Here is a 23,001-nt window from a genome sequence, read left to right as displayed (position 1 = left end):
AGGATTTTTATGAAGGGAAGGAAACTGAACATAGGGTAGTAGGGGTAGGTTCATTTGCAGATGTCTGGTATCTTCCTATTTTGAAAGTCATCCAAGCGTTGAAATAAAATCTATTTGTAGCCCGAGTGGAACGAGTGCAAATAAATACGACGTTCTTTCAAACTTTCAATCGAATAAAGGTATAGATGGTTCGTTTTATACAAGCTGGATTTCCACTCAGGGAAATAGACGTCAAACCATCGAGTTGTCATTTTTCGGAAGTGAAGGGGCGATCCAACTTCTTTCGAGTGAATTAGGAGTGCTATTAAGATATTCCCATGAAAAAGGACTATGGCAAGAAATTCATTTAGGAAATGTAATGAAATGGGATGACTTGGCTGAACCGAGTGAAGAACGATTTAGGGCGTGGCGTTTAACCAATCGAAACGTAATATGGAAATGGGTTGATTTAATCCTTTCAGAAGCAGTAAACGTCACGAACAACCGGGGATTCCTACTTTTCATGATGGATACTCTATTCAAAAAGTCATTGTTGCAGTCATTCAATCAGCTGAGCTAGGAAAAGAAGTATCTGTTGAAGGGTGAAGTTTCTACTATACAAAGCAATTAAAAATGGAGGAAGTTAATATGATCAAGGTAACTGTATGGAATGAAAATCGTCATGAAAAAATAAATCCTAAGGTACAAGAGGTGTATCCTGAAGGGATTCACAATGCTCTTGCCAATTTTTTAGAGGAAGACTTTTCGGTGAGAACGGTCACTCTTGATGATCCTGAGCACGGATTAACAGATGACGTATTAAATGATACGGATGTCCTGATTTGGTGGGGGCATCAGGCCCATGATGATGTAGAAGATCGTATTGTGGAAAAGGTGAAAGAACGAGTGTTAGACGGGATGGGGTTCATTCCTTTGCATTCCGCTCACAACTCCAAAATTTTTAAAGTTCTTATGGGAACAAGAACGGGGCAATTGAAATGGCGTGAGGCTGATGACACAGAGCGTCTATGGGTTATCGAAGCAGGTCATCCAATTGTTGAGGGAATCCCAGAAGTCATTGAACTTGAAAAAGAAGAAATGTATGGTGAACGTTTTGATATTCCTCAACCGGAAGAATTAATCTTTATTAGTTGGTTTTCAGGAGGGGAAGTATTCCGAAGTGGTTGTACGTATAAACGTGGGAAAGGTAAGATTTTTTACTTTCGACCAGGTCATGAAACATACCCAACCTACTACAATAAAGACATTCAGAAGGTTATCTCTAACGCTGTTAAATGGGTAGCGCCAAACGTAAATAGTCCAACTTTAAAATTAGGAAATGTCCAACCATTAGAGTAGGCCATACTCGTGTTTTAGACTTTGTTCAGGCGAGGACGCTTATACAAAATGCATTTTTTTAAGCCTGATCCTGCTATAAACGGTTTTCTAGATAGCAGGCGCCAGGCGCAACGTGCGGAGCCAGTGTTACTTTTCGGTGCCCTAGGTTTTCCAAAGCTTGGTGTGATTGGCGTGGCGATCTCTACAGCTGTCAGTCAGTTAGTTGGATTGAGCAATCTATTTCGGAGTATATTGGTCACGTTATTCGCTGTTTTCTTTCTTAGCTTGTTTCGTGTACCGCTGGTTGAACTGTTCATCAAATCTCCTGAGATTATCCTAATTGCCTCTACTTTGCTTTTTGTTAGGCTTTTTGTTAGAACCAGCAAGAAACTATCACTTCAAGCCGTAGTTGATGCACGATATGCCATGGTCTCATCAGTCTTAATCATGTGGCTATTCAGCGTGCCTCTTACTTACTTTTTGTGTATTCATTTGGGGTATGGCTTATACGGGATTTTTGCTGCCTTCATTATTGATGAATGGGCGAGGGGATTGGCCTTTTAATTCGGTGGAGAAGCTAGAAGTGGAAGGGAAAAGTACTAGTTCAACAAAAAAAGGAGAAAGCTTCGATTTTAATAGGTTCTGAATCTAGTGGACATGTGTGTAGGAAAAGTTAAAGGATGTAATTTTAATGATGGATTTGGGGTGAGTTGATGATACATATTGTGAATGGTGATGTTGGGAGAAATAAAATCCAGGAACTAAATGGTGACATCATTGTGTGATCTACAGTTTAACCAATATTTCTCTCGTTTTTAAGTTCGCGTTAAATGCTTAACGTTCCACTAAGTTCTGAATGGTTCGAACGGACATAGGCTTTACTTTCCCTTGATAGTTCGTTACAAATACATAGAAATCATTGTCGGTCGCTTTATATCGGCTGTTTCTTATAGATAAATAGGCTTTTAAATCTTCAAGAGCTTCAGGCAAAATTTCAACCGTATCATTTTTTCCACCTTTACGAACCACGTCAATCTGTCTTTCATTAAAATCAATGGAATCCATTGTAAGACTTACTAACTCACTGACCCGTAAACCAGTTCCTAAAAACACGGATAATATCGCAATGTCACGCTCTTTATTCTTTTTAAAACATTCTTTTGCTTTCTTTTCAATCTTATTTTCGTATTCATGACGTACAGAATTCAAAAAACTACTAATCGATTCATCGTGTAATATTTTTGAACTAATCATTTTTGATCGTCTACTAGCAGTATCAGCATTTTTGGATATTTTAATTTTGGACATAACATTTCTATAAAAGTAACACTCACCATCTTCATTTTCCGTTTCTTTAGTAAGGTAGCTGAAGAGGGAAGTAAGGGCAGAGATATTTCGATTTACAGCTGCTTTAGACCGTTTTGAGAATATACCCTTCCGTACTTGAATATCTTCTTCACGTAAATAATCAATGTAACTCTCAATTTCATCTTTTTTTAAATGCTCCAAGACAGTGTAAGGGATGTCTTGAATCTTTTCATACGGAGCAATGCCTTCTCGGAGCAAGAATGCGAAGAACCGTTTATATTCATGAATATATCCTAAAAGGGTGGAGGGGGAACGTTCAGCACGTTTCTGAGCTTGGATATATTCTAGGACATAATCAGGAAATTCTTTGAGATGCTGATTTAATCGTTTTTCATGATTTTGATGTTCTAGTGAAGCCATCGAGTAAATCACCCTTGTCTAATTTTTTCTTATTTTGCACTAAATGTAATTTTAATGTAGAAAAATTATTAAGATAGGTTTTTTTTCCAACAGGAAGAATATCAGCGGATCTTATTTGCTATGGAAAGTCTAACGCTCCACATAATAAAGCTGGCCCTGAAAAATTATCAACGAAATTTATTACAGTAATCCAAAAAATTATGACATAAAACAAAAAATGAATCGCTTTTTAATTAAAGATATAATGTTTATCATTGGAATGAAAGCGCTTTATTTTTGTGGGGGGGTGAACATTTTTAGGTGTCTACCAAAATTCTGATTGCATGAATATGAGAAATCAGTAGGTAAAAAAGAGCGTTTTCGTATTGTGATAAATTTATAAAACAAAATAGGAGGAATTGTTATGAAACAAAAGATTATATGTCTATTGTTTTTGTTAATTTTTTTATTTTCAGTGAATCTACCCCAATCAAACTTTGCCCACGCTAATAATGTGGGTAATGTAGAGGTTTGGTACAGTTCGTACAATGATATTAATAATATTTATCGACTAGATAAGCAAAATAATTTAACCATAACGGAGGTTGACTCAGACATAACCAAACCAACAATTGTGGTGGACCCATCCATAGAGTATCAAAGTTGGCTTGGGTTTGGATCTTCACTTGAACATACTTCCATCTCCCAAATTATGAAATTAAATGACAATGACAGAGAAGAACTTTTACAGAAATTATTTAATCCGAACAATGGTAATAATTACAACTTGATGCGATTAGCAATCGGTTGTTCTGATTTTTGTGGGTACGCTGGATACACAGCTAAAGGACAGGAGTTTGATACACCATATTGGACGTATGCTGATAATAATGGACAACCCGATCCTAATTTAACAACATTCTCCATTCAAAAAGATATAGATTTGGGAGTTATAGATACTCTTCGAAGGTCTCTTGAAATAAATCCAAACCTAAAGTTTTTCGCTTCCTTATGGTCGCCGCCAGCCTGGATGAAGACTAATAATGAATTGGGTAATGGAGGAAGTGTTAAACCAGAGTATTATGAAGTCTTGGCCGATTATTACGTAAAATACATTCAGTCTTATGAAGCAGAGGGTATACCTATTTATGCAATTACTTTACAAAATGAGCCAACAGTTTCAATGCCTTATCCAACAACGAAGTTTACATGGGAAGAACAGGTAACATTTGCTATTCTCCTCAGGGAAACATTCGAGACTAATGGACTTAAAACGAAGATATGGGGTTTAGATGACAATGAATATAATACGTTTCCATTTGCTCATAATGTTCTTCGAAACGCTGAGGCAAATCAAGCAATAGATGGAGTTGCTTTTCATAATTACACTGAATTTAGTATGACCCCAGCAACTACACTAAAGGCACAGCATCCTGATAAAACAATGCATATTACAGAATTTACTGCTGGTGGTGATAAGTTAATTCACTTTTTGAGAAACAATATTTCTAGCTATAACGGATGGTTAACTTACTATAATCTAGTTCCAGGTCCAGGTCCTGGATGGTTTCAAGATTATGGTGCGGTTGACGACCCTGACCACATGGCACGGGGGCAAGTAACAGATAGTGAACAGAATCCGGAAACATATCAATTAAACGCAAGGTACTATACTTTCGGACAATTCTCACGTTTTATTCAGCCAGGTGCCATAAGAATAGAAAGCACAGATAAAGTAGATACTACTATTTCTAATGTTGCATTTAAAAATCTAGACGGAACACAGGTACTAGTTGTGACAAATCGTACACCTAGTCGATACAATAGCGAGGATGCAGATACACCTGATAAAACTATAAAAATTGTAACTCCAGATGGTCAGTTTACGGATACCATTCCAGGTAATACAGTTGCTACTTATAAATGGACTCCATCAACTGGGGAATTACTCTCGTCTGATGGTTGGTCAGCAACTGCATCTCATACGGAAAAAGCTTATACTGCAAGTCAGGCGTTTGATGAGAATACTAGTACTCATTGGACAAATGGAATAAATCAAGAAAATGGCCAAACCTATACGCTAAACTTAGGAGCAGTTCAAACTTTTAATCAAATTAGTCTTAATATGGGGAAGCTATCAGGTGATTACCCTACTGAATATGATGTTTCTGTTTCAGAGAATGGGAGTGATTGGAACGTTATTGTACCTTCTGGGGTGGGAACACCGGGAATGACAAATATAACGTTTAATGAGCAGAGTGCCCAATATATTAAATTTTCTTTAAATAACGAAGCTGATAAGTGGTGGTCTATATCTCAATTAGCCGTTTATAATAATCAAAAAGGATTATTATCTAGAAAAGATTGGACGGCAACAGCCTCTGGGACAGCGGAAGCAAATTTTGCTATAGACGGATTAACTGAGACCCGTTGGACAACAGAGTCCTCACAGACAAGTGGTCAGTGGTACCAAATTGATATGGGTTCAAGTCAAACATTTAATAAAATCGAGCTAGATGCTGGTTCATACGAAGAAGATTATCCACGAGAGTACAGTGTGTATATTTCCAATGATGGTTTGAATTGGGGAGAGCCTATAGCCGTTGGAAACGGTGGTAATCAAGTAGAAAGTATAGGATTTTCTAGTAAAAACGCAAGATATATTAAAGTTACTCAAACTGGTTCAGCAAACAATTGGTGGTCGATAAGTGAATTGAGAGTGTATCAAGAAAATCCTAATTTTCTTGATAGAAAAGATTGGACGGCAACTGCGTCTACTGGAGAAGGTACGTCATTAAATGCTTTAGATGGTGATATGGAAACAAGGTGGTCTACAAATCAGGCTCAAGCTAATGGCCAGTGGTTCCAAGTAGATATGAATAAACTCAATTTAATTCAAGGAATTGAGTTAACTGCAGGTACCTTTACAGGAGACTCACCAAGAGAATATAAAGTAGAAGTGTCTTATGACATGTCGAATTGGGTACAAGTTGCTTCCGGTAAAAGTCTCGAGCAAGAAACCTATGTCCCGTTTATTAACGAGGTAGCTGCACGATATATTCGTATAACTCAGGTAGGAAATGCTTCGGAAAACTATTGGTCTATTGTTAACTTCAATGTTATAGGGGGAAATCCACCATTTAGTTATCCTGGGATTAGTCATGAAGGGTGGTCTGCGACTGCCTCACATACTGAAACTGGAAGTGAACCGAACAACGCCATTGATGGGAATTTAAATACGAGATGGGCTTCAGGTATGTCCCAAACCGCAGGGGGATCCCAGTGGTTTCAGTTAGACCTCGGTGCAACACAAAGAATTAGTAGGATTGATATTAATGTAGGTACAAATTATATGCAACCATATCAAACTATGGATCATTTACGTGGCTATAATGTTTACGTACATGATGGAAATGACTGGGTTATGGTAGCTAGTGGAGAAGGAACATTTCCTGTGACAACTATTAGCTTTCCAGAGGTTGATACGCAATACATTAACATCCAACCTACTGTTAATACAGCGGAATGGTTTGGTATAAATCAACTAAATGTGTTTCATTAAACAATATTTGAATAGTATAGACTAAACTTAGCTTCGCATTAATTAGTAGGTAGGAATCTCCTACCTGCTACTTTCTGATCTGTACGTTTCTAGCGTTGGCCATACTTTTATTTTTATTTTGTAGACAGAGACTTCAAATATGCTGGCTAAATCAAAAAAAGTGTTAGTAAATATTTAATAGGTATGTAAGGGGAGTGAAAAAATTACTATGGTATAATATAGAAAATATGTCTGGCTAAGGATGGTGATTTATTATGCTAAGGGCTGTTGTATTTGATGATGAATATATAGTATTAAAGGGATTTAAACAAATGATTAATTGGAAAAAATATATGATAGACATCGTTGCTACGGCTGAAGATGGCCATACAGCTCTTTCAATTGTAAGAGAAGTTCTTCCTGACATCGTATTTACGGATATTAGAATGCCCGGGATCGATGGGTTGCAACTAATTGAAAGTATCTTGGCGATAGCCCCTGAAACGATTTGCATTGTATTTAGTGGTTTTCAAGACTATGAATATTTACGTAAGGCTATAAAACTTGGCGTGACCGATTACATTGAGAAACCTATCACTATCCCGAAAATTGAGGAATCCATGCAAAAAATTATAGAAAAGAAAAATCATCAAAATCACATAACTTCATTAAGATTAAAATGGAAAGACAGCGAACGTGATTTGTTAGAAAAAGCTACGTTAGATTTGCTACTTCAACATACTAAAGCAAATGAAAAATGGTGTAATTTATTCGGAGATGATGCTGACCGCATCAAAGCAATTACAGTACTTGCATGTTCTAAATTCCACAATACTATGTTATACGAAAATCTTCCATTTTATCGGATTATTTCAATTAGAAACGGTGAGCAATATCTTTATGTTGTTTTTCATTTAGACGAAGAAATAGATATCTTACAAGAACAATTGGTTGAATTATCGGATATAACAGAGGGGGTTATAGGAATTGGTCGTACATATGAAAATATAAACGAATTATCCGAAAGTTATAGAGAGGCTATAAAGGCACTTAAGCATGCCTTATTTATTGAAGAAAAAGGGTTATTCTTCTTCACCGATTTGGGAGAAGCTCCAACTCAGCCTAGAGACTTATCTGACAGGGAAGAAAATGTAATTAATTTTATGCGTAAAGGTAATTTAGATGCAGTTTTAACGGAACTTTCAAGATATATTCAGTGGTTAAGGAAAGAAAAGATTGATCCAGATGTAACTGAACGAGAGATATTAAAGCTAATTTATTTTGCGATGGAAGTAGTAAGGGATACTGCTGGGGAGAAGTCCTTATTGTGGGAGAAGAAATATGTTCCTCATGTGATGATAAGTGAACAAAGAAACTGGACAGATTTAGAACAGTGGTTACAAACTCAATTTAAAATGATGATGGAAATAACAATTGAGAGACGTCAGGAAAATAAGCATAGTTCTATTCCGAAAGCGCTAACATATATAGAGAGTTACTATAATCAAAATATAACACTGAAGGATGTCTCAGACCATATAGGTATGAACTTTACTTATTTTAGTTTGTTATTTAAAGAAGAGATGAAGATGTCGTATATAAAATATTTGACTAAGTATCGAATGGAGAAAGCTAAATCACTATTAAAAGGAGGGGAAAATGTTACAGAAGTTTGTAAAAAGGTAGGATACTATACAACTAGGCACTTTTCGCAAGTTTTTAAAAAATATTATGGTATGACTCCTGGAGACTATAAAAAGATTCACCAAAGAGATTGAATCCCTGTAGGCAAAAGTACTTACTTTAATTAAACTGGAGAAGGTATGAAACATAAATTAATAAAAATTTTAGCATTCTTTAATCCACGTAAAATTAGAAGTCGATTTTTTTTAGCAATATTATTACTATCGCTACCACCTACGTTTCTACTTGGATATATCTCGTACAATATTGCAGCTGAAACGTTAGTAGATAACAGTATAAAAGTTAACAATGACCATTTAAAAACCTCTAGTGATGTAGCTGATTTATTACTGGAGGATATGAGTAATATGCATCGATTAATCTTATCAAATTCAGAGTTAAGGCAAGATTTGATTGAAAGTGGTTCGAGGGACAACCAACCACATAAGTTTATTGGAGTACAAACATTGAGTAGATTGCAAAATTTGGTTTTTACAAATCTTATTGAAACAAAATACATTGATTCTATTTGTTTATTTGATAAAAAGTTTCGGTATGTCTGTTTTGGAAGTCCAACCTATCCTATTGTAAGTTGGAGTGAAGAAAATTACGAGAAAATTGTGGGAACAACTTGGTATAGGAAGATAAATGAGGCACACGGAAAGGAAGTGTTTTTTAGTTATAATGTCTTAAATGGAATGAATACTACAAATAGTTTTTCAAGTGCAAAATTATTAAGAGATCCCACCAGGGTACATGAGGAACCGATTGGTTTTTTAGTTATAAATATTAATCAGTCTATTTTTGAAAATATATTCAATCATAATCATCAGAAAAGTGTGTTTATGGTTGTTGATCCATCTAATGACCGACTAAATACAGTTTATGCTAGTGATTTAATGGTAACCCAAGAAACCAATTCCAGAGAAGATAATCTTACCTCAACTATTATTAAATTGGAGAACGATGGATATTTAGTTAGTCAGCATAAAAACCCAACAACTGGATGGACATTCTTTCATGTTATAGAATATGATGAGTTATTTAAAAACTCAGCTCGAATAAGAGATGTTACAACTTATATTGCATCATTAATAGGGATTGTTGCATTAGTTTTATCGTTTATTATTTCGGATTCTATTACAAGACCGTTGCGAAAATTAAAAAAAATGATGATGAAATGGTCAAGAGGCGCTCAAAACTTTAGTGAAGAATTTAAGGATGATGAGGTTGGTGAAATAGGGAATACATTTAAAGAGATTGCAACTGAGAACAAGATACTAAGTGATCGACTATTTCAAGCTCAATTAAAAGAAAGAGAAGCTGAATTAAAAGTATTGCAAGCACAGATTAAACCTCATTTTTTGTACAACACCTTAGACTCTATTTATTGGATGGCAATTCTTGAGGGTCACCAAGACATTGCAAAAATTGCAGTCGCATTGTCCGAAAGTTTTAAATTAAGTTTAAATAACGGGACAGAAACCATTCTCTTATCGAAAGAACTTGAACATATTAAGTATTACATGGATATTCAGAATATCCGTTTCAATAATCGCTTTGAATATATTGAAAATGTGGACCCAGGTTTATTGAAAAGAAAAATACTAAAACTTTTGCTACAGCCTATTGTAGAAAATGCAATCTATCACGGCTTAGAGCCAAAAGTAGGTAAAGGAACAATCCGTCTCACCGGAAGGATTAAACAAAATATAGTCGTTTTAACGGTAGAAGATGATGGTGTAGGATTCTCGAATGTATCTGATTTTGAAAAAGGATATGGCCTTGGAAATGTTCGTGATCGACTTAAATTGTATTATGGCCCCTCTAGCTCATTGACTATTTCAAGTAATCCTGAAAAAGGAACCCTTGTAACTATAAGTTTCTCAAATCAAGAAATTCGAGACTGATGAGTATATTCTAGAGGTTCTAATAATGAGAACTAATTTAAAATAGAGCTCTTCCAATTAACAATAACATAAGTATATCAGTGTTATTGCCTGAAATAGGGGGGGAGTTCTATATTCTTGTGTCCGAGTTAAATATTCTGAATAGTTTGAAATCAACACTGCAAAAAACGCTTTATTATTAACATATGAGGCTTTAAGAAAGCTAATGGTTTCTTTAAAAACCCACTGATGGTAGTTCAGTTACCAATAAACCAAAAAATGAGGTACCTCCCTAAAAAATGAAGCGCTTACAGTATGGTTAATATGACTATATACTTTGGTTATAACAAATCTACAATACTAATAAGGGGTTGAGGTAATGAAGCATTTTCAGAAAAGTTTATGGTCACTATTTTTATTATTATGCTCAGTTTTAATAATCTCCGCTTGTTCTTCAAGTGAAACAGAAGGTACTAATGATGACGCCTCAGTTGAACAATCAGAAGAAAAAGAGATTCGCTACTTAACGGCAAGTTTTGAAGACGAAGGTACAGCATCAATTATAAGTCAACTTGCAAAAGAGTATGCCGAACAACATGAGCATGTCACTTTTGAATTTGAAAATGTAGGCGGTGGTGAGCTACAACAACAAGTACAATTATTAGCAGCAAGTAATGATTTGCCAGCAATGTTTGCGTTCGATAGTGGGCAGCCTTTAAAAGCATTAATTGAAAGTGGGGCAGTTTTGAATATTGAAGAAACCTTTAAGGAACTTGACATTTACGATCAACTTAATCCTGCAGCTGCAAGTCTACTAACACAGCAGGTTGATGGAGACGGCTTGTACGCTGTTCCACTTGAAATGAATATTGAAGGATTCTGGTACAATAAATCAATTTTTGAAGAACATGGACTTGAAGTTCCAACTACTTGGGATGAAATGTTACAAGTTGCAGAAACTTTACATCAAGCTGGAATTCAACCTTTCTCGGTTGCAGGAATGGAAAAATGGCCTATTACAAGATTGATTAACGCATATGTCATGCGGTTATATGGTCATGATGTCATGGAACGTGTCAAAAATGGTGAAGTTAAGGTTACTGATGAGGGTTTTATTGAAGCAGCTAGAGTTATTCAGGAGATGGGCTTAAAAGGGTATTTCGGAAAGGGCGTCAACACAATTGATTATACAACTGCTACTGACATGTTTTTACAAGGAGAAGCAGCAATGTATTACATGGGAAGTTGGGAAGTTCAAGCGTTCAATAATGAAGAAAGAGCAATTATTGGGTCCGACAATATCGATTTCTTCAATATCCCACTTGTTGAAGGTGGTGTAGGAACACTTAATGACTATTCAATAAATACCGGTTTAACTACATCATTTTCTGCTGAAGCCTACGACGAGACTATGGCTGATTTTATGGAATATGTTTTTAGTAATTATGCTGACCGTGCAATGATTGAGTTAGGATTAGTTACTCCTTATACTGTTAGTCAAATGCCAGACGATATTCCTAGATTAACTCGTTTAGTTCAGGAAAATATTGATTCAGCAGAGAATGGAGCATTGTGGTTTGAAGCATACTTTACTGCTCAAGAACAAGCTGTTGCATGGGATCAAGCTCAATACCTTGTTGATGATGCTAGATTTACACCGGAGTTCTATATGGAAGAACTCCAAAAAGCAATGGATAAAGATTAAGTTAGGCTAGTATTAGGAGTATGGAAGAAAGCCTGAAAGCCTGAAGTCTAGCTCTTCAGGCTTTTGTAAAAGGAGTGAAGAACAGAGTGGAAAGACTATTACGAGATAGGAAGGCTATCTTATTATTTGTAGGTCCAGCATTATTGCTTTATACGCTAGTCCTATTTATTCCAATTGTTTGGTCAACATCATATAGTTTTTTTTCAGGTTCCCCTATTAAAGGGTTTGAGTTTGTTGGCTTAGATAATTATAAGCAATTGTTTGGAGATAAGACCTTTCTAAAAAGTTTAGAATTTAGTATTAAATATACAGTGATAGTCTCAATTGGTCAGGTGTTTATGGGACTAATGTTGGCGCTTTTGTTTGTGTTTTATTTGAAAAAGACTTCCTTTATTGTTAGAACTATGGTGTTTTTCCCAGTCGTTCTTCCTACTGTCGCTGTCGCTCAAATGTTTGGGAAAATATTTGAGATTGCACCAAGGTATGGACTAGTTAATGCTCTATTCGAATCCCTACAACTAGACTTTTTAATCCAACCTTGGTTAGGGCAGGCATCAACGGCCTTTTGGATTATTGCTGTAATGGAAATATGGAAGGCAATGGGCTTTTATGCTGTTATTCTGTTCGCTGGTCTATTAGATATTCCTGATGAAATACTAGAAGCAGCGAAACTTGATGGAGCAAAGGGATTTAACTTGTTACGGTTTGTTATAACTCCATTAATAAAACCAATAATTTTTGCCTCAATGATTTTTAGCTTAAATGGTGCTCTAAAAGTGTACGATTCAGTTGTAGCCTTAACAAATGGAGGACCAGGTAATTCAACAACACCATTAACACTATATATGTATGTAACTTCTTTTAGATTTAATGAATATGGTTATGGCAGTACTATCGCAGTTATTTTAATGCTAATAAGTTTGTTTATTACGTTATTCATATATAGCTTTAATAGAAAAGAATAGTGAAAAAGAAGGAGGGGTTAAATTGATCTCTAGCGATGAAAATGGCAAAGGTAAACTGTTAAGAAATGTCCTAATAAAATGTCTTATCGGGTTCATCGTTTTTATATCAGTAGCTCCGATAATATGGTTATTAATGAATTCAATTAAAGCACCTGATGAGTTTACACTACGTCCTGTATTTGCTTTACCAGAAAGTTTTCATTTTGATAACTATGTTAGAGCGTGGTATCAGGGTAATATGAATGTTTATTTTAAAAATAGTATTATTGCTACTTTTACTGCACTATTTTTAATCATAGTTTTAGGTATTCCAGCTGCATTTGCAATTGAAAAGATGAAATGGAAGTTAAAACACGTTGTATTAATGTCGTTCTTAGCAGGGATTATGGTTCCTATTCAAATGGTTCTCCTACCACTATTTTTAACATATCACAAACTTAACTTGTTAAATACACTTCCTGGTTTAATTATAATTTACATCGTTATCGGATTACCACTTACAATCTTTCTGTTTGCAAACTTTTTTAAATCTGTTCCAAATGAACTGTTCGAATCTGCCGTTATAGATGGAGCAAATATATATCAAGTACTATTTCGAGTGGCATTACCGTTGATAACAAACGCTATTGTTACCGTTGCGCTTGTACAGTTTTTCTTTATTTGGAATGATTTAATACTAGCTCAGACTTTTATTAGTGATAATAATCTAAGAACTATTCAAGTTGGATTATTAAGGTTTGTAGGGACTTATGGTCAGCGAGAATGGGGGCCTACGTTCGCATCCATATCAATGGCGGTTATTCCTACCCTTCTAATATATATATTCTTAAATAAATCAGTAATCAAAGGATTAACTAGTGGAGCAGTTAAAGGATGATGAACTAAACAATATGATAATAGAGGTGAATCTAAATGAGGAAAGTTAAGCTTGGTGTTATCGGTTGTGGGCATATTAGTGGGATTTACTTGAAAAATTGTTCGGAAAATTTCGATATTTTACAAGTGCATGCATGTGCAGATTTATTTTTAGAATTGGCACAAAAACGAGCGAAAGAATTTAATATTCCAAATGTATATACCGTTGAAGAACTTCTGAGCGATCCCGAAATTGAAATCGTTTTAAATCTAACAGACCCAAAGGTTCACGCTGAGATTAACTTAAAAATATTGGAAAGCGGAAAACATGTCTATTCAGAGAAACCATTGGCTCTAAATAAAAGAGATGCCGAATTAATTATCGAAACTGCACGAGAAAAAAATCTAAGAGTAGGGTGTGCACCAGATACATTTTTCGGTGCGGGGTTACAAACATGTCGAAAGATTATTGAAGACGGATGGATTGGTAAACCCTATGCCGCCAATGCACAGATTATCATGGGTCATGCCTTTGATGCAATGCATCCTAAATTTCCATCTCTTTTAAAATACGGGTGGGACCCTCTTTTTGATATGGGGCCTTACTATCTAACTGCATTAGTTCACTTATTAGGCCCAGCTAAAAAAGTTGCTGGTTCAGTGGGGTCTGTTCAAGAGGAATTTAAGGTATCCAATCCGAAGTCCGCCTTTTTTGATGAAGTGTATCCTATAGAAGCTCCACTGCATATAAGTGCGATAGTAGATTTTGAAAATGATGTTTCTGCTACTTTACAATTTTCAAAGGAAAGCTTTGGTTATACACCGAAACTCGAAATATACGGAACAGAAGGTATATTATCAGTTCCAGATCCAAATTTTTTTGGAGGAGATATTATTTTAAAGCAATCTAATGGTGAAATTAAGGAGTTTCCTTATTCGCATAGCTTTACCGAAGATGCTCGAGGTATTGGTATTGCTGATATGGCTTATGCAATAAATTCAGGAAGAAACCATAGAGCTAATGGAGAATTAGCACGTCATGTTTTAGATATCTCATTCGGAATATTGGAATCTTCGGAAAATGGACGCTTTCTTATGATAGAAGCACAATGTGAACAGCCTGAGAAAATGCCTTTAGGGTTGAAATATAATCATTTGGATAACTAATGTGAGATATGGCTATGGGTAAATTATAAATTGGGGGTGGGGAAATTTGTATCCTTTTAAAACAGCTATTAACACATCTACATTATTCCCTTTTAAATTAGGAATTGACAGACAAATAGAGGTGGCGGCCAATGCGGGGTATGATGGCATTGAGTTGTGGATGAACGATGTTGAAGCATTTTTAGAAATCGGAACTATACAACAATTAAAACAGATTATCAACTCTACAAATATTGAACTTGTTAATGCAATTGCCTTTTTTAAATGGATAGATGCTGATGTAAGTATACGAAAACAAGCCTTTGAACAAGCCAAGAATTATATGTATATACTCTCCGAACTAGGGTGTAAGGCCATTGCAGCCCCACCATTTGGGCAAATAAACAATGTAAAATATGAGGAGATTGCGGAGGCCTTCTCAGAATTAGTAAGTTTGGGAAGGAAAATGGGTGTAGAACCTTATCTAGAGTTTTGGGGAAAAGCAAAAAAAATTTCAACAGTAGGTGAAGCTTTATATCTTGCAGCGCAAAGTGGAGTTAGTGATGCAAAAATAATTCTCGATCCTTTCCATATGCATACTGGGGGAAGTCCACTAACCAGTATGAATTATATAAAGAAAGATAATATTGGTGTGTTTCACGTTAATGACTTCCCTGCAACTCCCGATAGATTGACTATCGAAGACAATAATCGACTCTTTCCTGGTCAAGGTATTTTAAAAACAGAACAAATAGCCAGTATCTTAAATGACATAGGTTATAAGGGGTATTTATCTTTGGAGCTTTTCATAGATAGCTATGGTGAAAAAAGTGCAGATGAAGTGGCTGAATTTGGCTTGAAGTGTGTAAAAGAGTCCTTTCAGGTATCATAAATACCCGTATTTTACATTCGGAGTGTAGGTCGAGAGTTAAATTATAAGTTAGGGGTGACATCAATGAAAGTGAAAGTCGGATTACAACCATTTACGATAGCTGATGAACTAGAAAATGATTTTTTAGGCAGTTTTGTTAAGGTTGCCCAGATTGGGTATCAAGGTGTCGAAGTAGGATACCCACTTAATAATGTTAGTAGTTCTCAATTAATAGAACACTTTGAATCTCTCAATTTAAACATAATAAGTTGTCATGTCATGTTAGAACATCTGACCGAGGAATTTGAACATGTCATGGAATTTATGAAAGAAATTAAAGCTAACTACCTTGTGCTTTCGTACCATGAATTTCATTCAAAAAAAGAGGTCTTAGAAACAGCTGAATTTTTTAATGAAATAGGGAGTAAGTGCAATAGTCAAAATATTCAGTTTTTATATCATCATCATGCCCATGAATTCATAAAATTTGAGGAAGAATGTGGACTTGATATTTTGATAAGGAAGACAAATCCTAGTTTGGTGCAATTTGAGTTAGACACGTATTGGATAAAAAAAGGTGGAAAAAATCCTATTGACTATATTAAGAAACTAAAGAACCGATGTCCTTTGTTACATATAAAGGATATGGAGGCAGGACCAGAAGAATTTTTTGCTGAAATTGGGGAAGGGATTCTTGGCTTTGATGAAATTATTAATGCAGCACTTAATACAGGAACAGAATGGTTTATAGTAGAACAGGATAAGTGTCGCAGAAACCCAATGGAAAGTATACGGATTAGTTATAATAACTTAAAAAAAATGGAGGTCCTTTCATGAAAGAAATTATTAATGTTGGATTAATTGGATATGGTTTTTCTGGCAGGACTTTTCATGCTCCGATTATTACGTCTGTTCCGAATATGAACTTAATGACGGTAGTAGAAAGGAATAAAAAAGATTCTAAAACTGATTATCCAAGGGTGACAGTTGTACAGGATGTTGAACAACTATATAAGGATGAGCGTATTGATGTACTGGTGGTTACGACACCAACTACTAACCATGTTGAATTTGTCAGGGATGCCTTATTAGCTGGAAAACATGTAGTTGTTGAAAAACCGTTTACCACAACAGTTGAAGAGGCTAATGAATTAATTGAATTGGCGCGTCAATCTAATAAGATGTTAACTGTCTATCACAACCGAAGATGGGATGGTGACTTTATGACAGTTGCAAAGGTTTTAGAAAATGGTTGGATTGGGCAAATAAAAGAATGTGAATTCCGCTGGGAAGGATTTGACCCGATTCCCACGAACGAAAATTGGCGTGAAAAACCAGGACAGGGGACAGGTGTTTTTTATGATTTAGGTGTTCATTTAATTGATCAAGCTTCTTATCTGTTTGGTGATCCTGAAACTATTTATGCTGATATCGGTACTCAAAGAGAAGGTGGAAGTGCGGATGACTATTTTCATGTAACTCTAGGTTACGAGAATCATCTTAAAGTACATTTAAAATCATCTAAAGTTGTTAGAGAAGCGGGACCTCGCTATTCTCTTCATGGAAAACATGGGTCATTTGTTAAATTTGGTACCGATCCACAGGAAGTTGACTTGATTACTGGAAAACGAACAATATTAGATTCTATGTGGGGAAGAGAATCAAAACAATCTTGGGGGAAGTTAACGACATCAATAAATGGTATCAGTTTTGAGGGACTGGTTGAAACAATTCCGGGTTCTTACCATTCGTTTTACCAAAATGTTTACGAGCATTTAACAGAAAAAGTTCCGTTAGCCGTAAGACCGGAGGAGGCACGTAGAAGTATAAATATTATTGAGCTAGCTTTGCAAAGTAGTAAAGAGGGTAGAAGAATCAACTATCTTGAAAAGTGGTAGTCGAGAGTTAATTTAGAAAATAAATTTAACAGGAAAGGAATGAAAGCATGAGTTATCAAAAAATAACCAAACATGTAGTCGTTCCAAATACAGATTTTCAGAGGAAGTCAGAGGAATTAGCTCCACAATTATTTTCGGAAAAAGTAATCCCTGCCAAGATAGTAAAAACGATTAAGGACAAAAACACCATTCATGGTTGGAAGGTAGTGGAGTTAGGGGCATTTACAGCACTAAGGCAAAAAGAATTTGGTAAGGGAGAATCTTTTTGTCTTGATTTTGGTCAGCATGTAGTGGGATATCTATCCTTGAATATTAAGCCAACAGGGAGTCCACCTGATGCTCCCTTACATATTCGCCTAACATTTGGAGAAATGCCCATCGAGGTGTCAGAGCCGTTTTCAAGCTATGATGGCTGGATCAGTAGTTCTTGGCTTCAGGAAATAACGTTACATGTCGATGTTTTACCTAATGTTATCCACCTTCCGAGGCGATATAGTTTTAGATATGTAAAAGTTGAAATCCTAGATACCTCAAAAAAATATAATGTGTCGTTTGATGAAATTTACTGTACAACAGTTACCTCTGCAGACGTGAAAGACTTAGAGGTTTACAACCATTCAGACGAAGATTTGAGAAAAATTGATGAAGTCAGTATTAAAACTTTACAGGATTGTATGCAGGAGGTTTTTGAGGATGGTCCTAAGCGCGATCGTCGTTTATGGCTAGGGGATTTACGTTTACAAGCTTTAGCAAATTATGAAACATTTAAGAACAATAATTTAGTCAAAAGAAATCTCTATCAATTTGCAGCTGTTCCAAATCAAATAGGAGAGGTATCAGCAAATTTATTTATTGCTCCTTCATTAATTCCGGATGACACTTTTTTGTACGATTATTCTCTTTTTTTTACGGTAACACTTTATGATTATTATATGGCATCCAATGATTTAGAAACATTAGAAGAATTATGGGATGTAGGATATCGTCAGGTTGAAATTGGACTAGAGAGAGTAGATGAAAGCGGATTAGTCGAAGACGATTCTTCTTGGTGGGCATTTATTGATTGGAATTCTGAATTAAACAAACAAACATCGGCGCAGGCTGTATTAATTTATACACTTAGACGAAGCATTGAGTTAGCTAATATTCTTGGAAAATATGAGCAAAAGGCTTATCTAATTGCGAGTTTAGTAGAAATAACGAAAGCTAGCATCACTTATTTGTGGGATGAGGAAGAGGGATTGTTTATAAGTGGTAACGATAGGCAAATTTCCTGGGCTAGTCAAGTATGGATGGTATTATCTGAAGTTTTTGACAATGAGAAGAACAGGGAAATACTCCAACGTTTAATAAAGACAAACCCAGATGTGAAAATGAACACACCATACATGCATCATCATTTAGTCGAGGCGTTATTGTTGGTAGGGGAGAAGAAAAAGGCTGTGGATTATTTAAAGCAATACTGGGGTGGCATGATTAAGGAGGGGGCTGATACCTTCTGGGAGTTATATAATCCGGCTGACAAAACTTATTCCCCGTACGGAAATAACTTAATTAATAGCTATTGTCATGCCTGGAGTTGTACACCGACCTATTTAATTCGAAAATTTGAACTCTAGATAAATAGAACTCCAATAAGGTAGTACCCAATTAGTGAGATAAAATCGTATGCTCGAATACTAAAAAAATGAAGGACTTGATTATAACATGACATATAACTCAATTCGTCCAGGACAGACTTGGTTAGATACAAATGGAATGAGAATTCAGGCACATGGGGGATCTATTATAACTGTAGGTGACACTTTTTATTGGTATGGTGAAAATAAAGAAAAGACGAAACCAGGAAGTGGAATTTGGCATTGGGGGGTTAAATGTTATGCATCAAAAGATTTATATAATTGGGAGGATAAAGGCATAATTATTCCACCAATTGAAGAAGATGAGAGCTCTCCACTGCACCCCTCTCAGTTTATGGATAGACCACATATTATATTTAATGAAAAAACGGGAAAGTTTGTATGCTGGTTGAAAGTGATGAAAAAAGAAGGTACGCAGGAATCAACAGTTTTAACAAGTGACGATATTTTAGGGCCGTACACAGTAGTACAAAGTGATATTCGTCCATTAAATATGAGCGCAGGTGATTTTGATTTGGTGGTTAGTCCTGATGGTAAAGGATACTATTATTTTGAAAGAGTGCATAGTGAAATGATATGTGCAGATTTAACAGATGATTTTTTGGATGTAACAGGATATTATTCCACTCATTTTCCGAATATTCAGCCTCCTTATGTACGTGAAGCCCCAGCTTACTTTTATAGAAAAGGACTTCACTATATGATTACTTCTGGTACAACGGGATATCATCCTAATCCTTCCGAAGTAGCTTGTTCTAGGACATTTCATGGACCATGGAGGATTTTAGGTAACCCTCATACAGATGACTCTTCTTGCACTTCTTTTAACTCTCAAGTAACATCTGTATTTAAACATCCCTTTAAAAAAGATTTATATATTGCACTGGCTGACAGATGGCTTCCAAGACTACCAGAAGTAGCGAAAGAAGACTTTTATAATGGTAATAGGTATAGAACAGCCGACAAGAGATTTAAATTAATGTTTGACCCAGAAAAAGAGTTTGTATTAGATACAGTTGACAAAGAAACGGATATTGAAAGACAAGAGTATGGTCTAAGTTTAGAGGTTGATACATCTTTAGCTGATTATGTCTGGCTTCCAATAAGATTTGATGGAGAGATGGCTTATTTAGATTGGAAAGATGAATGGAAAGTGGAAGATTATGATTAATTAGTAAAGTAAAAGGCGAATAGAAGATACGATGAGTCAAGCAATTGCTCGAGAAATTAAGAATAAGGACAGATAGATATATTATAAAAAGATACTTACCACTAGAAGGTAAGTATCTTTTTAGTTTTTGCGTTGAATGTTCTATGTTAGTAAAACCTAGTGATAAATATAATCTCAAAGTATATATCTTATTATCTTAAAGCATTGAATGTGCTTACTCGCGACTAAGTAGTGGAACATGGCCATTAAGAGGTGATGGATTCATTCTTCAACTTTTTGACCTAGTTATTGTCAGAGGTTTCTTTATCTTTGGACTAGTCGCCACAGTTATATCTTCTCAAGTAGTAGCTTAATTGCTTCAATTTTATATGGTTTAGTACTAGTTGTTTATGTTCTTTGCTGGACAACCAAATAAACATAGTAGTGTAAATAATCAAGGAGCTTGTAATAGATTAAAGCCGCTTTAAGAGTTGAAAAGTTAGTGCAGAAGTGAATTTTTTCAGCACCATGACTAATTAAATTAACTTCTAGAATTATTTGTAGTAACAGCCTAAAACAGTACAGCCAAAAGAATTTCATTACAAAAGTTGTCTTATACTTGATGGTTTGGTTGATTATAAGTGATTGTATTCTCCAGTTATTAACTTATAATTAAAATACAAAATAAAGGTGAGTTGAGGGACAACATGAATAAATGGAAGAATTTAAGCCTAAAAACCAAAATATTTTTGACATTTTCAACTTAGTTTTATTGTGGGCTATGACAGTACAGGAAACAATATTCTCCGCCGATCTAGTTATGAAATTAAAACAGATGCTGATATTGACCAAGTTCATGCTGTTGGTAAGGCGCTGAGTTCATTAAGTGAGTCTACACTTTATGATCAACGCGTTATGGAAACTAGTGAACTGCTGAATTAACCTCAAAAAATGTAGGTGGGGACGTTATTTATAGTTTTGAAAAAGGATGGACTAAATAAAGATAACTTTATGCCCGTTAGAGTGAGAGGATAAGGATTCTTGCTATTGTACTAAGGAAAATCATAATGAATTCGTATGATATTCCTTAGTAAGTAATGATGTTTATTTTTCTTTACTATCATTGTTCTTACGAAATTCACTTATATTCTTCATTACCTGCTTATGTTCTTTACGGTCGAGGTTTGTATAAAGTGCAGTTGTCTCAATTGAATTGTGACCCAGTTGGTCACGAAGCAATACAATATTACCTCCACTATTTTTCAAATGGTCGCCAGCAAATGAGTGACGCAACTTATGAGGGCTTAACGCGCGTTGTCCATTATTAAATGCCTTAGAATATCGTTCCACTAGATTCTGAATAGTTCTTACGGATATCGGTTTAGCTTTCCCTTGATAATTGGTCACGAAAACATAGTAATCTGAATCCGTAGCTTTATAACGGCTATTTCTAATCGCTAAATATGTTTTTAAGTCTCCAAGCGCTTCAGGCAATATTTCTATGGTATCGTTTTTTCCACCTTTACGAACCACATCTATCTGTTTTTCGTTAAAATCAATGGAATCTAGGGTAAGACTTGCTAACTCACTAACTCGTAAACCTGTTCCTAAAAACACCGATAAGATGGCAATGTCTCGCTCTTTATTTTTAAGGAACCGATCTTTTGCCTTTTTTTCTATTTTATTCACGTGTTGGTTACGAACATAATCCAAAAAATCCGTTATAGAATCATCATGCAGGATTTTAGAACTTATCATCTTAGAGCGTCTACTTGCGGTATCTGAGCTCTTTGATATTTTTATTTTTGACATAACATTTCGATAAAAATAACACTCACCATCTTCGTTTTCCGTTTCTTTTGTAAGGTAGTTAAAGAGGGAAGTGAGGGCAGATATGTTCCGATTAACAGCTGCCTTAGAGCGTTTGGAGAAGACACCTTTCCGAACCTCGAGGTCCTCCTCACGTAAATAATCTATGTAACCCTCAATCTGGTCTTTTTTTAAATACTCTAAGACAGAGTAAGGGACGTCTTGAACTTTCTCATATGGCGCAATTCCTTCTCGTAGCAAGTAGGTAAAGAACCGTTTATATTCATGAATATATCCTAAAAGGGTGGAGGGGGAACGTTCAGCACGTTTCTGAGCTTGGATATATTCTAGGACATAATTAGGAAATTCCTTTACATGCTGATTTAATCGCTTTTCATGATTTTGATGTTCTAGTGAAGCCATCCAATTAATCACCCCTTTATAATTTTGTCTTATTTTGCATGAAATGTAATTTTAACGAACATATATTCTCATTTTAATCTAATTTTATTCATACATCAATCGTTTTTCTCAATTTCAGGATCGATTTACAAAAAAATATAAAAAAGAGTAATTTGTTAAAAAGGGATTTCTCAACAAATTACTCTTTATTTATTAAGGTTTTACAGCTTTGAGGTAAATATTTAAACTATCACGAACGCAGCCAGTGATTAATTCAATAAAAGGGCTGTAGATTTGTTTTACACTTGCCAACTCAAGCGTTTCGTAATATTTTAAACGTTGTTCATGTTCAGCTTTGACAATAGCAGGGGGGTAACCATTTTCCATTAGTATTAAATTCATTAAGAGTCTGGCCGTTCTGCC

The 23,001-nt window shown here is 35.3% G+C and carries 18 protein-coding genes and 1 pseudogene; 16 read left to right on the top strand and 3 right to left on the bottom strand.

Features of this window, described 5'->3' with window-relative positions:
* Positions 1-298 precede the first annotated feature (298 nt).
* The 3 genes from CEF19_RS05930 (at position 299) to CEF19_RS05920 (ending at position 1,881) form a co-directional block, all read left to right on the top strand.
* On the top strand, positions 299-559 hold the full coding sequence (locus CEF19_RS05930) for a hypothetical protein (RefSeq protein WP_100405234.1): 261 nt from the start codon (positions 299-301) through the stop codon (positions 557-559).
* 68 nt (positions 560-627) lie between these two features.
* Positions 628-1,338 (top strand): ThuA domain-containing protein, encoded by a 711-nt coding sequence (locus CEF19_RS05925; protein ID WP_100405233.1) that lies wholly within the window; start codon positions 628-630, stop codon positions 1,336-1,338.
* A gap of 48 nt (positions 1,339-1,386) precedes the next feature.
* On the top strand, positions 1,387-1,881 hold the full coding sequence (locus CEF19_RS05920) for an MATE family efflux transporter (protein WP_100405232.1): 495 nt from the start codon (positions 1,387-1,389) through the stop codon (positions 1,879-1,881).
* A gap of 270 nt (positions 1,882-2,151) precedes the next feature.
* On the opposite strand, the gene xerS (CEF19_RS05915) is transcribed toward CEF19_RS05920, so the two are convergent.
* The gene (xerS, locus tag CEF19_RS05915; RefSeq protein ID WP_100405231.1) at positions 2,152-3,045 is read right to left on the bottom strand and encodes a tyrosine recombinase XerS; all 894 of its coding nucleotides are present in this window, start codon (positions 3,043-3,045) and stop codon (positions 2,152-2,154) included.
* A gap of 403 nt (positions 3,046-3,448) precedes the next feature.
* Here xerS (CEF19_RS05915) and CEF19_RS05910 point away from each other — a divergent pair, with 403 nt between their 5' ends.
* The 13 genes from CEF19_RS05910 (at position 3,449) to CEF19_RS24195 (ending at position 21,309) form a co-directional block, all read left to right on the top strand.
* Positions 3,449-6,586, top strand: coding sequence for a discoidin domain-containing protein (locus CEF19_RS05910; protein WP_100405230.1), 3,138 nt, complete (start codon positions 3,449-3,451; stop codon positions 6,584-6,586).
* Positions 6,587-6,840: 254 nt separating this feature from the next.
* Complete coding sequence (locus CEF19_RS05905; protein ID WP_100405229.1) at positions 6,841-8,343, top strand: response regulator; 1,503 nt, start codon at positions 6,841-6,843, stop codon at positions 8,341-8,343.
* A gap of 45 nt (positions 8,344-8,388) precedes the next feature.
* The gene (locus CEF19_RS05900; protein WP_100405228.1) at positions 8,389-10,158 is read left to right on the top strand and encodes a sensor histidine kinase; all 1,770 of its coding nucleotides are present in this window, start codon (positions 8,389-8,391) and stop codon (positions 10,156-10,158) included.
* Positions 10,159-10,516: 358 nt separating this feature from the next.
* Positions 10,517-11,842, top strand: coding sequence for an ABC transporter substrate-binding protein (locus tag CEF19_RS05895; RefSeq protein ID WP_100405227.1), 1,326 nt, complete (start codon positions 10,517-10,519; stop codon positions 11,840-11,842).
* Between the two features lie 86 nt (positions 11,843-11,928).
* Positions 11,929-12,807, top strand: a complete 879-nt coding sequence (locus CEF19_RS05890; protein WP_100405226.1) for a carbohydrate ABC transporter permease — start codon at positions 11,929-11,931, stop codon at positions 12,805-12,807.
* Positions 12,808-12,829: 22 nt separating this feature from the next.
* Complete coding sequence (locus tag CEF19_RS05885; protein WP_198510247.1) at positions 12,830-13,684, top strand: carbohydrate ABC transporter permease; 855 nt, start codon at positions 12,830-12,832, stop codon at positions 13,682-13,684.
* A gap of 35 nt (positions 13,685-13,719) precedes the next feature.
* The gene (locus CEF19_RS05880; RefSeq protein WP_100405225.1) at positions 13,720-14,829 is read left to right on the top strand and encodes a Gfo/Idh/MocA family protein; all 1,110 of its coding nucleotides are present in this window, start codon (positions 13,720-13,722) and stop codon (positions 14,827-14,829) included.
* Between the two features lie 46 nt (positions 14,830-14,875).
* The gene (locus tag CEF19_RS05875) at positions 14,876-15,700 is read left to right on the top strand and encodes a sugar phosphate isomerase/epimerase family protein (protein ID WP_100405224.1); all 825 of its coding nucleotides are present in this window, start codon (positions 14,876-14,878) and stop codon (positions 15,698-15,700) included.
* A 63-nt stretch (positions 15,701-15,763) separates the two neighbouring features.
* Entirely contained in the window at positions 15,764-16,516 is a 753-nt protein-coding gene (locus CEF19_RS05870; protein WP_100405223.1) for a sugar phosphate isomerase/epimerase family protein, read from the top strand.
* Positions 16,513-17,577 (top strand): Gfo/Idh/MocA family oxidoreductase, encoded by a 1,065-nt coding sequence (locus CEF19_RS05865; protein WP_100405222.1) that lies wholly within the window; start codon positions 16,513-16,515, stop codon positions 17,575-17,577. Before CEF19_RS05870 ends, CEF19_RS05865 begins: the two co-directional genes overlap by 4 nt.
* Positions 17,578-17,624: 47 nt before the next feature.
* Positions 17,625-19,196, top strand: coding sequence for an alpha-L-rhamnosidase-related protein (locus CEF19_RS05860; RefSeq protein ID WP_100405221.1), 1,572 nt, complete (start codon positions 17,625-17,627; stop codon positions 19,194-19,196).
* Positions 19,197-19,284: 88 nt separating this feature from the next.
* A complete protein-coding gene (locus CEF19_RS05855) occupies positions 19,285-20,388 on the top strand; it encodes a family 43 glycosylhydrolase (RefSeq protein ID WP_100405220.1) in 1,104 nt (367 codons plus the stop codon).
* 750 nt (positions 20,389-21,138) lie between these two features.
* Positions 21,139-21,309, top strand: coding sequence for a DUF1659 domain-containing protein (locus CEF19_RS24195; protein WP_100405219.1), 171 nt, complete (start codon positions 21,139-21,141; stop codon positions 21,307-21,309).
* Between the two features lie 162 nt (positions 21,310-21,471).
* Here the strand turns inward: CEF19_RS24195 and xerS (CEF19_RS05845) are convergent, their stop codons facing one another.
* A complete protein-coding gene (gene xerS, locus CEF19_RS05845) occupies positions 21,472-22,599 on the bottom strand; it encodes a tyrosine recombinase XerS (RefSeq protein ID WP_100405218.1) in 1,128 nt (375 codons plus the stop codon).
* 192 nt (positions 22,600-22,791) lie between these two features.
* Positions 22,792-23,001: pseudogene (locus tag CEF19_RS05840) on the bottom strand (Fic family protein); the annotation flags it as partial.

It is taken from the genome of Bacillus solitudinis, assembly GCF_002797395.1.
Classification (GTDB): Bacteria; Bacillota; Bacilli; order Bacillales; family Bacillaceae_D; genus Halalkalibacter_A; species Halalkalibacter_A solitudinis.
The sequence above is the reverse complement of the archived record's forward strand: the minus strand, read 5'-3'. Positions and strand labels throughout refer to the sequence as shown.